Source organism: Marinagarivorans cellulosilyticus, assembly GCF_021655555.1.
GTDB classification, from domain to species: Bacteria; Pseudomonadota; Gammaproteobacteria; order Pseudomonadales; family Cellvibrionaceae; genus Marinagarivorans; species Marinagarivorans cellulosilyticus.
The window spans coordinates 1,078,443-1,093,045 of the sequence record NZ_AP023086.1 but is presented as its reverse complement, the minus strand read 5'-3'; the positions used below and the strand labels follow the sequence as shown (position 1 = coordinate 1,093,045).

Sequence of the window (14,603 nt, the reverse complement as noted above, 5' to 3'; positions counted from 1 at the left end):
TTCTCCGTTTTGAGATCGATTAATGTGTTTAGGGCACCCTACACACTATTGATGTAGAGGTGCCCTGATATACGGTGTATTTATGCTAGCTGTTCGTCTGTCGGCGCCCCAGAGGACACCCAGCCAATATGACTCGCGCTGATTGTCTCGGCGGCCAGAATACGGTTGAAATCCGCCTCTGGCAATCGCAACGCTAACTCGCAGCGACCATCGTCTAAATAATTTTCGCTTAACACCGCATTTGCGCGGTGAAATCGTGCTCGTAAACTACCCATATCATTACTTAGGTACGCAGTACCCTGGCACATGCGATCGCCCACTAGCTCACTGATGGCTAACTGCAATAACTCAAGGCCAGCTTGTTTTTGCGCAGAAAGCCATACCGCAACGGGCCTACCTTGGTCATTACGGTCGAGACGCGGTTCCATATCACTCAACAAATCAATTTTGTTGTAAACCAGCAACTGCGGAATGTCATTAGCACCAATTTCAGCCAATACTTTTTGCACCTCATCCATATTGCGCAAGCGCTCGGGGTCGGCAGCATCAATTGTGTGGAGCAAAAAATCAGCACTGGCGGCTTCTTCGAGTGTCGCTCGAAAAGCCTCCACCAACTTGTGCGGCAGGCGACTAATAAAGCCCACTGTATCGGCTAAAATTACTGCGCCTACATCGGCTATTTCAACTCGACGCATCGTTGGGTCTAGCGTCGCAAAGAGCTGATCTTCAGCATATACCTCAGACCCCGTAACGGCGTTAAAAAGCGTTGATTTGCCCGCATTGGTATAACCCACCAACGAAACCACAGGTATTTCGGCACGATTGCGAGAGCGCCGGCCTTGGTCGCGCTGCCGCCGAACTTTATCCAAACGCGCCTTAATGCTTTTAATGCGCTCGCGCAATAAACGACGGTCGGTTTCCAGCTGCGTTTCACCCGGGCCACGTAAACCAATGCCACCTTTTTGGCGCTCTAAGTGGGTCCAACCACGAATAAGGCGGGTAGACATGTGCTGCAACTGGGCAAGCTCCACTTGCAACTTACCCTCGTGCGTTCGGGCGCGTTGAGCAAATATATCAAGAATAAGTGTGGTGCGGTCGAGTACGCGACACTCCAGCGCAGCTTCTAAATTGCGTTCTTGGCTTGGGCTTAAAGTGTGGTTAAAAAGAACTAATTCGGCTTCGTGCTGATGCACGAGGTTTTTTAGCTCGTCGAGCTTACCAGTACCCACAAAGAATTTTGCGCTAGGCGTAGAACGCGCGCCAGAAAGCATCGCCACTGGGTCAGCCCCAGCAGACAATGCTAACTCTTCAAATTCTCGCGGATCGCTAGTGCCCCTTTCTTCATAGATATCGAGGTGAACTAATATGGCTAACTCACCAGATTCGGGACGATCAAAGAACAATGCAGACCTCGTTACTCAGCGTCGGCAGTCTCTTCGCCGGGCGCATCGGGGTTAATCATAGGCACGCGCACCGGGCGCGATGGCACCACAGTTGAAATAGCGTGCTTGTAAACCATTTGGCTTACGGTGTTTTTCAACAACACAACAAACTGGTCGAAGGACTCAACCTGCCCTTGCAGCTTAATACCATTGACCAAGTAAATGGACACTGGCACACGCTCTTTGCGCAGAATATTGAGGTAAGGGTCTTGTAGACTATGCCCTTTTGACATGAGGCTCTCCTTGTAAGGATTTATAAAAATAATAAACGCAAGAAACTAAAGGCTTTTGGCCACTAGCACCTGCAATAAGCTGCGCCATCACTGACAAGCTAAGCGCAATATCGGCGCCGACTACATTATATGGTTCTAGCTGCCATAAGTTTCAAGGCTTTTGCTAAAATTTCGTCATTACTTAACATTTTGCCGGAATCACTCTGAGTATAGACCCAGCTCAAATCATGCCAACCCCGTAACCATGTTAACTGTCGTTTAGCTAACTGGCGGGTTGCCACAATACCTTTTTCAATAAATGTATCACGGTCATAGTGGCCGGCAAGGTATTCCCACGCTTGCCGGTAACCTACCGCGCGCATCGACGAGGTTTCTAGGGTAAGGTCACCACGCGCCATAAGGCCGCGCATTTCATCTAAAAAGCCGTTATCTAACATCTTATTAAAACGTAAAGCTATGCGCTGGTGCAAAACCTTGCGCTCTTGTGGTGCAATCGCCATTTGCAGCCACTGGTATTTATCCTGTAAACCCGCTTGCTGCCCAGCCTGCCAGCGGCTCATGGGGATGCCCGAGCTGCGGTACACCTCTAGCGCACGACTAATACGCTGCGAATGATTAGGGTGCAATTTTGCTGCACACACAGGGTCAGCTTTGGCCAAAACAGCATGAACATACGGCCAACCATGCTCTGCAGCGAGCTGCTCGATTTCAGCCCGCACCTTTAGGTTGGTGGTTGGCATATTCGATAAGCCTTCGAGTAAGGCTTTAAAGTAAAGCATAGTACCACCCACTAAGAGCGGCGTTTTACCTTTCGCTAAGATATCTTCAATATGCCAAGCGGCATCTTTGCAAAAGTCTGCCGCATTATAGGATTCTGTAGGCTCAAGAATATCTATAAGCCGGTGCGGGGCACGTCCAAGCTCTTGCGCATTGGGCTTAGCCGAGCCAATGTCCATACCGCGATACACCAAAGCCGAATCGACACTGATAATTTCGGCATTGCACTGCTCAACTAAGGCAATGGCTAAATCGGTTTTACCCGCAGCCGTAGGCCCCATTAACGTTAAAACACGCGGCAAAGCCATTATTGCCCTCGCATAAACAAACTGTCGAGCTCGTGCAACGTCAGTTGCGTCCATGTAGGCCGGCCATGATTACACTGGCCACTGCGCTCGGTAGCTTCCATATCACGCAGCAGTGCGTTCATCTCGGGAATGGTTAGCTTGCGGTTAGCCCGCACGCTGCCGTGGCACGCCATGGTACCGAGAATTTCGTTCATTTTATGCTGAATGCGCTCACTCATGCCAAATTCTATAAGGTCCGATAGCACATCGCGCACAAGCACTTCGATATCGGCGCGGTTAAGCATTACGGGTACCTGCTTAATTACAAGCGATTCTGGCCCTGCGCGTTGTATTTCGAAACCTAGCTGGCTAAAAAGGCTGGTATTTTCCTCGGCGTAATTCGCTTCTTTTTCACTCACAGCCAAGCTTTGCGGTACAAGTAACGGCTGACTTTGAATACCATTAGCGGCGCACTGGACCTTCATGCTTTCGTAGGTGATGCGCTCGTGGGCGGCGTGGGTATCCACCACAATTAAACCATTGGCATTTTCGGCCAGGATATAAATCCCTTTAAGCTGCGCTATCGCAAACCCTAAAGGTGGCACGGTGCTGTCGCCAGCAGCCAGTTCATTCAGCGATGTGGGCTGGCCCGATTGATTTTGCGGCAGCGGGTTTTGCGTTAAATGCGCATAGGCGGCTATTTGCTCGTTGACCGGCATAGCCGCATCTAAGTTAACCGGCTTAGGGGCATAGCCGCGAGACTCAAAACCTCCACGACTAGCGTCTGCTCCCGCGCTATAAACCGGCTGTTCGGCATACTGCGGTTGCGCTGTGCGTTGCGCAGGGTTTAAGTCCAGCGCCGATTGACTAGGCTGCGGCTGAGCTTGTTCGGCTACCGAAGGTACAACACCCGTTGCAGCTGCGTTTGTTGGCGCGGTACCGGCCTCTGGCCGTACATCGGCCAAGGCCTTGTGCAAACTGCGAAAAATAAAATCGTGCACTAAGCGGCCATCGCGAAAGCGCACTTCGTGTTTAGTCGGGTGTACGTTTACATCAACAGTGGCAGGATCGACTTCAAGGTACAGCGCGTAGGCTGGATGACGGCCGTGATAAAGCACATCTTGGTAGGCTTGGCGAACTGCGTGGGTAACCAATTTATCTTTAATCGCGCGACCATTAACAAAAAAGTGCTGCAAATCGGCTTGGCTTCGCGAGAAAGTTGGCAGCGCCACCCACCCCCACAAACGCAAACCGGCGCGCTCAATATCGACGTGCACGGTACTGCTCATAAAGGCAGGCCCGCATATTTGTGCAACGCGGCGCTCTTGCTCGATTTGTGAATCTGCTGGGCGCCAACTGTGCACGACGCGGCCATTATTTTTAAGGCTAAACCCCACACCAAAGCGCGATAACGCCAGACGCTTAAGCACATCTTCAACCCGGCCGTACTCGGTATTGTCTTTGCGTAAAAACTTGCGCCGCGCTGGTGTATTAAAAAACAGATCGCGCACCTCAACCGTGGTACCTACTGGGTGCGCGGCGGGCACCACTTGCGTTTGCATATCGCGGCCTTCGGCTTTTACCGTCCAGGCGTGCTCGGCCCGATGGTGCCGGCTGGTTAACTCTAAACGCGAAACCGAACTGATACTGGCCAAAGCTTCACCGCGAAAGCCCAAAGTCGCCACCGCTTCCAAGTCGTCTAAATCTTGAATTTTGCTGGTCGCGTGGCGCGCCAACGCCATCGCCAGATCGTCTTGCGCTATGCCCAAGCCGTTATCACGCACTCGCATTAACTTTACGCCGCCAGCTTCGATTTCAACATCGAGCTGCGTAGCACCAGCATCGAGGCTGTTTTCTAGCACCTCTTTAATCACCGAGGCAGGCCGCTCGACCACTTCACCGGCTGCTATCTGGTTGGCTAAGCGGGGGGAAAGCAAGCTAATTTCAGACATCGACACTCAACGCTCTATAAAATTTAAGGTCGCAATTCTAACGCAAGGGGCGCCACTAAGGGTAAAAGGCGGAACAAAAAGAGTGCAGCCAAAATAGCGCAACCCAAACTATAACGCTGCCACCGCACAGTATTTACATTTAACAGTAGGGCACCTCTAAAAATAGTAATTTTTTTGTGAGAGCAAAGAAGCACCGCCCGGACGACTGAATGGATTCAGGAGGTAGAGCGACGCAGGAAGCCAAAGCCGAGAGCCGCAGTTTACGTGGTGTAAATCATTCAGCGCATCCATGCGCTTCACCCTTAGGGCAGCAAGCTGTGCAAATTGATCCTCCAATTTGTGAGGACTCGAGGACGGAGCTGATGCCGCTATCGCGGAAAAAGTGCATTTTTAGAGATGCCAGTAGACGTAATCTTAGAATCCCTCGTTATAATGCGCCGCACGAATGCCGGGCGCTTATTGTTTTTATGAAGAAATTTTCGTTTTTAAAATTGCTATACGCAAAGCACAAAGAAGAGCTGCTGCGTTTTGCCCTGCGAAAATTAGGCAGCCCCGATGACGCCGAAGAAATCGTCCAAGATACCTTCCATAACATGATGAATGTGGAGTCAGCCGAAACCCTCGAAAACCCGCGCGCCTACCTTTACAAAACCGCACATAATCTAGCGTTAAACCGGCTTCGCCAAGGCAACCACCACAGTAGCTACCTACAACAATGCGACGATACGGCCACTACAGTGTCGCTCGAGCGCAGCGTAATCGCAGAAGATGCGTTAGAACATATCCGTGCGACAGTTACCAAACTGCCCACAACCACTCAGCAGGTGTTTTATATGAGTCGCATTGAAGGCAAAACCTATGCAGCCATCAGCCATGAGTTAAAGATTTCGGTAAGCAGCGTAGAAAAACACATGATGAAAACATTAAAAATATTACGCGAAAACGATGAGGACTAATGGCCGTGCGGTGTTGTAAGGGTAACGATCCAGTGCGCATAAAGGCGCAGCAAGTGAGAAGACCATGAAATCCATTGTTCGCAAACAGCTTAACCGCATGCTGCAGCGCCACGTGCATAAGCAAGCGCTCGCGTGGCTGGCTCGTTTGCAAGCACCCGATTTAAGCGCTGCCGAAGAGCAAGCCTTTACGGTGTGGCTACAAAGCCACCCAAGTCATCAGCGCGCGTATATAGCAGCAGAAGCGCTTTGGCAAAATGAAGGGGCGGCAGCTGCACAAGCAGCAAAACATGCAAACCAAGCTAAATCTAACAAGTGGCAATGGCCTACCCTATGGATTGCCAGCCCGCTAATTACAGCCTGTGTATTGGCGATGTTTATTATTTTGCGCCCTGCGGCACCAGAGCTTTACTTTACCCCCGAGGGCGAGCGCCAAAGCTTTACTCTAGCCGACGGCAGCCAGCTAGTACTGCAACCAAACTCGCGTATTAGCGTAGCGCTTTCCAACCACAAACGCGCATTGGAGCTGCAGCAAGGCGAAGCTTTTTTTGATGTCGCCAAGGATGCCGCGCGGCCATTTATCATCCAAACCCCTAGCGGCAAAATTACCGTATTAGGTACGCAGTTTGCCGTTAGCCTAGCAACGCCCAGCCCGCAAGTTACGGTGCTTGAAGGCCGAGTCGCTGTAGCACCTATTAACACACAAGCGGTTGAACTTACTGCAAATCAACAATTAGATTTTCAACATGCCGCCGCAGGTAAGCCACCACTTAATGTAAACGCCAAAGATTCTTTAGCCTGGCGCCAAACGCGCTTTATTTTTAAAGGCGAGCCTTTAGCCGAAGTTACGCAAACACTTGCCGATTATTTCGGCAGACCCATTACCTTGGCCGATCCACAGCTAGAACAACAAACAGTTATGGCAGTCATTCAGCTCGAGAATTTCGAACAAGCATTAGCCACCCTCAGCCAATCACTATCACTTAAACTAAGTTACCAAAACGATGGTAGTGCCGTATTAACCAGCGCAAGCCCACTAGCACCACAAAATCGTATGCAAACCAAGTGATGCGTTTGATTTTTGTACTATTTAAAAAAATATTAATTTATTTATGAGGGGTTTTGATTCTGCCGTGTTTTACCTGTAGAGAACGCAAGCCAAGCAGGCGAAATGGAATCTCAAGGACTACGGAAAGTGCCACAGGCAAAGGATTAAATAAGGCAGGATAGTCATGACCGTACACAAATTTTAAGGAAGGGTTCAATAAAAGGAGTCAGGTATCACGCGAAAGCGTTGGGCTGTTATGCCCACCCCCGCTTTTTGTGTGATGATACGCCGAAAGGACTCGGCGTTTTTTTCGGGTCAACACTCATAAGGGTACCGAACCGCTATACGACTAGGCTCACCCCCTAACCCTTTTCTTAAACGTGAGCTTTTGATACGAAAAGCTTATGGATGAATTATGTTTGTAGTTTCTACCCGCCATTTTCGAACTGCCGTGCAAGCCGCTGCCCTCACTTATAGTTTTGCTTTATCACTAACTTGCATGTCCTCTAGTGCGGAGCCGCTAGCAACGCCAAGCGTACAACCCGCCATTATTTATTACGATTTACCAGTATTACCCTTAGGCCAAGCACTGCTGGAATTTTCACTGCAATCAGGTTTATCAGTGGTTGTTCAGCAAGATAAAGTCGCCGGTATTTATTCCAGCCCTATTATTGGTGGCTACCCCACTGAAAAAGCCCTGCGCCACTTATTGGCCCACGCCCCCCTCGATTTTAGCTACCAAGCCGATGCTAAACGCATTGTCATTCACGAGCGCATAACAGCTGAAAATTCCGAACCATCAGGTGAACTAGCGCCAACAACCATTGCGCCACTTGTGGAGGAGGTCATCGTTACCGGTGTGCATTTACCGCATCGCTACAATACGGTTACCAGCTCGCAAGTACATAATGGCTTATCTATTTACGATACCGCGCGATTTTTAAGCGTTCTTCCGCAAGCGCTAATTGAAGATCAAGCCCCTACCGATATTATGGAGCTGCTACGCAACAGCAGCAGTATTACGCCTGCCGACGGATTAGCCGATACCAACGATGATTTTTATATCCGTGGTTTTCCCCGCAACGCGCTTTATTGGCAAGGCTTTAGACTGGACGAACAGTTAGGCACTAAAGTTTTACCAGCAGTAGTAGAACAAGCCGAAATTTTAAAAGGCCCCTCGACTTTGCGTTACGGGCAAGCCGAGCCAGGCGGTATTGTTAACCTTGTGGGTAAAAGCCCGCAACAAAAGCAGCATCGCAAATTCGGCCTTCGCAGTGGCAGCGGTGGCTACCAACATCAAGAAGCCGACATTACAGGCGCACTGGATAAAAACGCGGCAATCGCATACCGGTTAATTGCCGCACACGAAACCTTTGATAGCTTAAAAGACCAAAACGACGGCGAAAAAACAGCCTATTACCCAGCACTGCGGTTTGCGCCAAATGAAAAAGCACATGTTGAGCTAGCGTATTTGCAACAAGATTCTAGCTACCAGCGCGATCAAGGCAGTATTATTTTTTCACCGGTTGGCGATGCCGTCGATGTATTTGCTTTAGCGCAAACCGCACGCCAAGCCAAACCCAACTTTGATGCCAAACTCGCCCTATGGAATGGCTCGTTTCATTATGCCCTGCATAATAGCTGGCAAATACGGGGGCAAGCTTCCTCTTTAAACGAAGAACAATCGGGCGTGCGCGGCGACAGCGATATTTTTATCACTACCAGCCCGCTGGTTCGCCCTGATGAAGTTAACCCCGGCGTTGTCATTGTGGCCGGCGAAATCCCCCTTCAAGCAACCGCAGATGACGACCAAACAACTAAAATTGCCAAGATACAAAGTATTTACGACGAAAATGCCGATATCGATAGCCAAGCCTTTACTATTAATATTCAAGGCTCGCCAACCTTACTGGGCTTAACCAACCACGTGCTATTCGGTATAGACAGCCACGCCCAAACCGTAGACGAAAGCTTAACGCTAGAGCAGCGTGAAGATATAGAGCGCATTGCACTCGACGATAACAACACCCCAGAGGCAGTCACTGCCGAACGTTTCATTTTAGGCACGCTCACCACCCGCCACCAAAACCTGAAGTACCACGACTACGGTATTTATCTACAAAACAGCTTGGAATTTAACGCCAATTGGGTAGCTTCGGTTGGCGGTCGTCACATGGTTTCCAAAGCGCAATTGCAAACACCCGAAAGTAATTCTGCAATCGACCTTCCCACCTTTAAAGAAACAACGGCACAGCTAGGGCTTGTTTTTAAAGCCGCAGATAACTACTCGCTATACGCAAGCTATGCCCAAGGGGTAAAACCTAATTATATAATTGACGACATTGGCAGCATCATTGACGAGCCTGAAAAGTCCGATCAATACGAGCTAGGCCTCAAACTTTTTTCCCTTGCTAGCGGCTTGAGCGGGACATCGTCGGTTTATCGCATTCATAAAGAAAACATTGTAGATATTCAAATTTGGGATGGTGTAAGGCGCGCCATCGTGCAAGCAGAACAATCGGTAACCGGTTGGGATATAGACATGACATACCAACCCAAAGACAACCTAAATATTGTTACCGCACTCTCTTTTCTCGATGCGCAAATTACCCAAGGCAATAACGCAGGTAATACACCAGCACACGTCGCCGACATTATGCTGAATGTTTTTATGAATTACCGCCCCACAGGTATAAACGCTAACCTACCACTAAGCTTCACATTAAATATGCTGCACGTAAGCGACCGCTTTGGCGACGATGCCAACCAGCAAATTTTACAATCTTTTAACGTTATAGATTTAGGTGCCGTTTACGACTGGCAGCTTGGCAATTCACAGTTGCAATTGCGCGCCGATATTAAAAATGTATTGGATACCGATTATTACGAATCAAGCGCAGGCCATCTACGCTCGAATACAGGAATGGGCCGCACCTTTATTGCCGGTTTAAGCTTAAGCTTTTAAACCGGTGCCAGCCCTTTGCAGGTTTAACTCGAAGGGATTTGCAGCTTCTGCCCTACCTGAATAGAAGCATTGCTTAAGCGATTATATTCTTGCAAGCGTTTCACACTCACGCTGTGGCGCTTTGCTATATCAGATAAGGTATCGCCTTTGGCAATTACGTATTCCGAAGGCAAGTTTTTACGCTTTTTATCGAGGTGCCAAGCCAGCCAGCTATCGGCAGGTGGCTGTTGTTCAAAGTAATGCTTCACACCATCAAAAATTGCCTTAGCCATATATTTACGGTAGCTATGGGTTGCCAACTTATTTGCTTCGTGTGGATTAGAAATAAAACCCGTCTCGACCAAAATTGAAGGCACATCTGGCGACTTCAACACCGCAAAACCAGCTTGTTCCACTTGCTTTTTATGTAAGCGGGAAATCCGCCCCATATTTTTTAAGACGTGATCTCCCACTTGCAAGCTATTGGTTAGGGTGGCTGTCATGGATAAATCCACTAATACACCGGCTAATATATTGTCTTTATCCGTTAAGGATACGCCGCCCACGCCACCTATTAAATCGGCATCGTTTTCTTTAGAGGCCAAAAAACGTGCTGTTTCACTGGTTGCGCCGGTGCGCGATAACGCAAATACAGAGGCGCCGCGCGCTTTCGGGTTTTTGAATGCATCAGCATGAATAGACACAAATAAATCGGCCCTTAAATCGCGCGCTTTATTCCGGCGCTCTTTTAGGGGGATATAATAATCACCATCACGAATCAATTTAGCTTTGTAACCTGGAGTGCTATCGACCATGCGCGCCATTTGCTTCGCTATTGCTAGCACCACATCTTTTTCGCGCAAATTTTTGGGGCCTAGTGCACCAGGGTCCTCACCGCCGTGGCCGGCATCAATGGCAATAATAATATCGCGTTTACCATTGGATACCTCTTTAACTGCGGTTACCGTTTTAACCGTGGGCTTATCACCATCGTAAAGGTCTATCACTAAGCGGTCTGGCTTGTCGCCGTGGTTAGGCAAAGAAAAACTGCGCGGCTTAACCGGCGCACTCATATCTAAAACCACACGCAATGTTCCATTACCACGATCGCCATAGCGAATCTTAGTAATGGGGGTATCATCAATAGGAACATCACCAAAGCCTTTTTTAAGCTCGGTATTGTGAATATCAATAACAACTCGGCTAGGGTTTTCTAGAGTGAATAATTTGTGATCCGCCGATGCCGACAAATCGAACACCAAACGCGTATTATCCGGCGCGCGCCACAGCCGCACACTATCGACTTGTGCCGCCTGCACGGCAGCAACGTTGCCAATAAATACAATAAAGCCTAATACCACCGACAATAAAAATGGTTTTTGCCATCGCCTACGCGACATGCCTAACCCCCTGTTCGAGATCCGTTCCCGAGAAATTGACAAAAAATAGACGGCATAAACAGCGCGCCTAGTACGCATTCATTAGTTTAACTGCTGTATTACCGCACTTCCCACACGAGTATTGGCCATTAATTGCGCCTCGCGCCCTTCCCCTGAAGGTAGCAGGTTAATGACGAGATCCGCCTTAGGCAAAAAGCCTTGGCCTTGATCTGGCCACTCAACAATGCACAATGCTTGACCATCAAAGTATTCTCTAATTCCCATATACTCGAGTTCTTCTGGGTCCGCCAAGCGATAAAGATCAAAATGATAAATATCTCGCTCAGCCAAACGATAAGGTTCGACCAATGTATATGTCGGACTTTTTACCGCACCTGAATGGCCGTAATGTTTTAACACGCCGCGGGTAAACGTAGTTTTACCCGCACCGAGCGTACCCGATAAAAAAATAACACCAGCAGAACCTTGCAGCGCCGCGCCGATTTTTTGACCCAACGCCACAGTATCTAACTCATTATGCAAAAACAGTGACAACTGTTCATTATTAGCCGGCATATCACTCATGGCTATTGCTCTACGCTTAACTTACTTAAGAATTTGACGAACGTAAGGCGCAAGCTCGCTTGCCCCCAAACCAAATTGCCCATGTTTTTCAGCCAAAGCATCACCAGCCTCGCCGTGCACACAAACACCTAACTGCGCCGCCGACGACAAGCTTAAGCCCTGCCCAATTAAAGAAGCAATAATACCCGTTAGCACATCGCCGCTGCCAGCAGTGGCCAAGCCCGGGTTGCCCACTTTGGCTACCACCGTGCGCTTGCCATCACAAATTAATGTACCCGCGCCTTTTAGCACCACCACACCACCGTATTTTTTCTGAATTTCGCTAACCGCTTCAAAACGGTTTTGCTGAACAACAGCGGTATTGGTGTGCAGCAAGCGCGCCGCTTCGCCCGGGTGCGGCGTTAGCACCCAATTACCACGGCCGGCATAATTATGTAGCGAGTCCGACAATAAATTTAGTGCATCAGCATCTAATACCAAGGGCTTAGTGGTTTTTAGCACTTGCTGCAATAATTGCTCTGACCAACTCCCGCGGCCCAAGCCCGGCCCAGCGGCAATAACACTAGCCGCCTGTAGCATTGGCGCCAACTGGCCGCCAGAATCAATGCCTTTGGTCATAATTTCTGGCTTGCGTACAAGTGCTGGCATAACGTGGTCGAGCTGCGTGGCCAAGCTCACAATGCCCGAGCCAGAATAAGCTGCCGATTCGGCTGTCATTATTGCCGCACCGCCCATGCCCAAATCGCCACCGACCACCAAAACGTGCCCGCTTTGACCTTTGTGCGCATCGGCTTCTTTAAAGGGTAATTCGCGTTTAAGCCCCGTGTAATCCACCGAAAAAGCGGCGGGTGTAAAGGCCGAATACAAAATGCGCGGGGCACCTAAACCGTCAAAGTAAACATCGCCAGTTAGCGCTGGCGCGCGGCCGGTCAATAAACCTAACTTACAACCAATAAACGTAATGGTCGCAACAGCGCGGATAGCCTCGCCTAACGTTCGCCCAGTGTTAGCACATAAACCCGATGGCACATCAACGGCCAATACCGGCAAGCGCGTTTCATTAATTTCACAAATCACATCTTGAATATTAGCCCGCAATTCGCCACTTAAACCCGTACCGACTAGTGCATCCACAATAACGCAGCCATCGGGTAAGTGACGGGCAGCACCCGTTGAATACGGCAAAATATTTACGCCTTCCTGTTTAGCGTATAAATAAGCGCGACGCGCATCGCCAGTTAGCTTTTCGGGTGGGGAAACGGTTAAAATTTGTACATCGCGGCGCACTTGCGCGGCCAGTGCCGCCACCACATAGCCATCGCCAGCGTTATTGCCCGCACCACAAAGTACAGTGATAGAGCCGTGCGGGAATAACTTTTCAAGCAGCTCGAACGTTGCCCTGCCAGCGCGCTTCATCAATACAATGCCGGGGGTTTTATGCCCCTCGATAAGCAGCTTATCTAGCTCGCGCACCTGCTCAGAAAGATACAAGTAACGCGGTAACGGCGGGACGGCAGGTTTTTCAGACATAACTCAAACACTTATAACAAATTAAAGCCGCAGTATACTGCAACAGTGCCCATTCTGCCCTGCTTTAGCCGCATCAACAGGCCCAGCAAGACTAGCACTGCAATAAATAGCCAATGGCTAGCGCGCTCACGTAAAATACAACCAACAATATGCCGCCCCCAATACAAGAATCACGATTATTGCCAGTCTATTACCTACCTTAAACAGCCACACAAGCAAGCTGCTATACGGCGCACAATTGCTGTCAGAGCTGCGACCTTATTGGGACTTTAATGCTTTTACCCAACGCCCCGGTCACTTAACTTGGGCACTTAGTAAAATCGCCCACCTTAACGAAGCGCAACTGTGGGCGCTGGATAACGACGTAGAACAGCAAGCCCATTACTTTGCAGGCAACTTCCCAACACTGTTCGAATGGCAAGCCCAGTGCGAGCCGGCACTGGTAACGACTCAATTGCCAAGCATTCCCTTTTGGCTGCATACAGATATTCCTGGCCGTAAATGGCAGCAAATACAAGGGTTTTGCGCTGCTACCACGCAAAATGCGCACGCCAACAGCTCGGCTTCTGCCATTGAATGGTGCGCAGGCAAAGGCCACCTTGGCCGCCTGCACACTTGGCTTTGCGCGCAACCGGTTATCAGTATTGAATGGCAAAATAGCCTGTGCCTACAAGGGCAGCAATACGCCAATAAACTCAAGCTACCGCAACAGTTCATCAATGCGGACATCCACAAATTACCGCTATCGGCAACTACAGCCCAAGGTACAATCCAGTGCGCAACACAAGCACCACACTGGATGGCACTGCATGCATGCGGCGAGCTGCACTGCCACTTTTTACACACAGCAACCCAGCATAAAGCCAGCACAATTGCCTTAGCGCCTTGCTGTTATCACCGGCAACAAGCCACACACTACCAAGCGCTTTGTACAGCCGCCCAAGCAACCGCTTTACCGGCCAGCCTTAATTTACAAGCGCTGCGTTTGGCCCAACAAAACCAAATTACTGCAGGTAACCGCGAACGCGAACAACGGGCAAACGAATTAAATTGGCGCTTAGGTTACGAAGCCCTGCGCCAAACGCTTCAGCCGGGCACTCCGTACAAAAATTTGCCGTCAAAACAAAAGCAGTCGCACGATAATTTTGAACAGTTTTGCCAATGGGCTGCGCCCAAGCACCAAGTTAACCTGCCAGCAACAATCGACTGGCCAGCTTTTGAAGCACAAGGCCAACAAGAACGCCTACAAATGATGCGCCACGATGCCATTCGACACTGCTTTAGGCGGCCGCTTGAGTTGTGGCTAGCGCTGGATAAAGCGGTTTTTCTCGAAGAACAAGGCTATAGCGTTAGCCTGCAACAGTTTTGCGCCAACCACATTAGCCCGCGCAACTTGTTGTTGCTGGCAAACCGTGATATTAACGCGGCTAACTCGCCTTTGAGCAAGCCTTACCCCCTCTTTAAATAACGAGA

11 protein-coding genes are annotated in these 14,603 nt (G+C 49.6%); 4 read left to right on the top strand and 7 right to left on the bottom strand.

From position 1 onward, the window contains the following. Positions 1–80 precede the first annotated feature (80 nt). The 4 genes from hflX to mutL form a co-directional block, all read right to left on the bottom strand. Entirely contained in the window at positions 81–1,403 is a 1,323-nt protein-coding gene (gene hflX / locus MARGE09_RS04325; protein WP_236986125.1) for a ribosome rescue GTPase HflX, read from the bottom strand. A gap of 11 nt (positions 1,404–1,414) precedes the next feature. After that, positions 1,415–1,675, bottom strand: coding sequence for an RNA chaperone Hfq (gene hfq, locus MARGE09_RS04320; RefSeq protein WP_236986124.1), 261 nt, complete (start codon positions 1,673–1,675; stop codon positions 1,415–1,417). Positions 1,676–1,800: 125 nt separating this feature from the next. Next, the gene (gene miaA, locus MARGE09_RS04315; RefSeq protein ID WP_236986123.1) at positions 1,801–2,760 is read right to left on the bottom strand and encodes a tRNA (adenosine(37)-N6)-dimethylallyltransferase MiaA; all 960 of its coding nucleotides are present in this window, start codon (positions 2,758–2,760) and stop codon (positions 1,801–1,803) included. After that, a complete protein-coding gene (mutL, locus tag MARGE09_RS04310; RefSeq protein ID WP_236987448.1) occupies positions 2,760–4,691 on the bottom strand; it encodes a DNA mismatch repair endonuclease MutL in 1,932 nt (643 codons plus the stop codon). The genes miaA and mutL overlap by 1 nt, the downstream gene beginning before the upstream one ends. A 467-nt stretch (positions 4,692–5,158) precedes the next feature. Here mutL and MARGE09_RS04305 point away from each other — a divergent pair, with 467 nt between their 5' ends. The 3 genes from MARGE09_RS04305 (at position 5,159) to MARGE09_RS04295 (ending at position 9,657) form a co-directional block, all read left to right on the top strand. After that, positions 5,159–5,647, top strand: coding sequence for an RNA polymerase sigma factor (locus tag MARGE09_RS04305; RefSeq protein WP_236986122.1), 489 nt, complete (start codon positions 5,159–5,161; stop codon positions 5,645–5,647). Positions 5,648–5,711: 64 nt separating this feature from the next. Next, positions 5,712–6,713, top strand: a complete 1,002-nt coding sequence (locus tag MARGE09_RS04300) for a FecR family protein (protein WP_236986121.1) — start codon at positions 5,712–5,714, stop codon at positions 6,711–6,713. Between the two features lie 394 nt (positions 6,714–7,107). Next, positions 7,108–9,657: a TonB-dependent siderophore receptor gene (locus MARGE09_RS04295; protein ID WP_236986120.1), complete on the top strand. Its 2,550-nt coding sequence runs from the start codon at positions 7,108–7,110 to the stop codon at positions 9,655–9,657. A gap of 23 nt (positions 9,658–9,680) precedes the next feature. Here the strand turns inward: MARGE09_RS04295 and MARGE09_RS04290 are convergent, their stop codons facing one another. From MARGE09_RS04290 to MARGE09_RS04280, 3 genes are all read right to left on the bottom strand, one after another. Beyond that, entirely contained in the window at positions 9,681–11,036 is a 1,356-nt protein-coding gene (locus MARGE09_RS04290; protein WP_236986119.1) for an N-acetylmuramoyl-L-alanine amidase, read from the bottom strand. A gap of 81 nt (positions 11,037–11,117) precedes the next feature. Continuing rightward, a complete protein-coding gene (gene tsaE / locus MARGE09_RS04285) occupies positions 11,118–11,600 on the bottom strand; it encodes a tRNA (adenosine(37)-N6)-threonylcarbamoyltransferase complex ATPase subunit type 1 TsaE (protein ID WP_420828084.1) in 483 nt (160 codons plus the stop codon). A 21-nt stretch (positions 11,601–11,621) separates the two neighbouring features. Next, positions 11,622–13,130, bottom strand: a complete 1,509-nt coding sequence (locus tag MARGE09_RS04280) for an NAD(P)H-hydrate dehydratase (RefSeq protein WP_236986118.1) — start codon at positions 13,128–13,130, stop codon at positions 11,622–11,624. Positions 13,131–13,368: 238 nt separating this feature from the next. Between MARGE09_RS04280 and MARGE09_RS04275 the strand changes: the two genes are divergently transcribed. Further along, complete coding sequence (locus tag MARGE09_RS04275) at positions 13,369–14,598, top strand: methyltransferase (protein ID WP_236986117.1); 1,230 nt, start codon at positions 13,369–13,371, stop codon at positions 14,596–14,598. The last annotated feature ends 5 nt before the right edge of the window (positions 14,599–14,603 follow it).

Coding starts and splice junctions, on each gene's coding strand:
- hfq (WP_236986124.1), bottom strand. CDS start 1,675: ATGTCAAAAGGGCATAGTCTACAAGACCCTTACCTCAATATTCTGCGC.
- miaA (WP_236986123.1), bottom strand. CDS start 2,760: ATGGCTTTGCCGCGTGTTTTAACGTTAATGGGGCCTACGGCTGCGGGT.
- mutL (WP_236987448.1), bottom strand. CDS start 4,691: ATGTCTGAAATTAGCTTGCTTTCCCCCCGCTTAGCCAACCAGATAGCA.
- MARGE09_RS04305 (WP_236986122.1), top strand. CDS start 5,159: ATGAAGAAATTTTCGTTTTTAAAATTGCTATACGCAAAGCACAAAGAA.
- MARGE09_RS04300 (WP_236986121.1), top strand. CDS start 5,712: ATGAAATCCATTGTTCGCAAACAGCTTAACCGCATGCTGCAGCGCCAC.
- MARGE09_RS04295 (WP_236986120.1), top strand. CDS start 7,108: ATGTTTGTAGTTTCTACCCGCCATTTTCGAACTGCCGTGCAAGCCGCT.
- MARGE09_RS04290 (WP_236986119.1), bottom strand. CDS start 11,036: ATGTCGCGTAGGCGATGGCAAAAACCATTTTTATTGTCGGTGGTATTA.
- tsaE (WP_420828084.1), bottom strand. CDS start 11,600: ATGAGTGATATGCCGGCTAATAATGAACAGTTGTCACTGTTTTTGCAT.
- MARGE09_RS04280 (WP_236986118.1), bottom strand. CDS start 13,130: ATGTCTGAAAAACCTGCCGTCCCGCCGTTACCGCGTTACTTGTATCTT.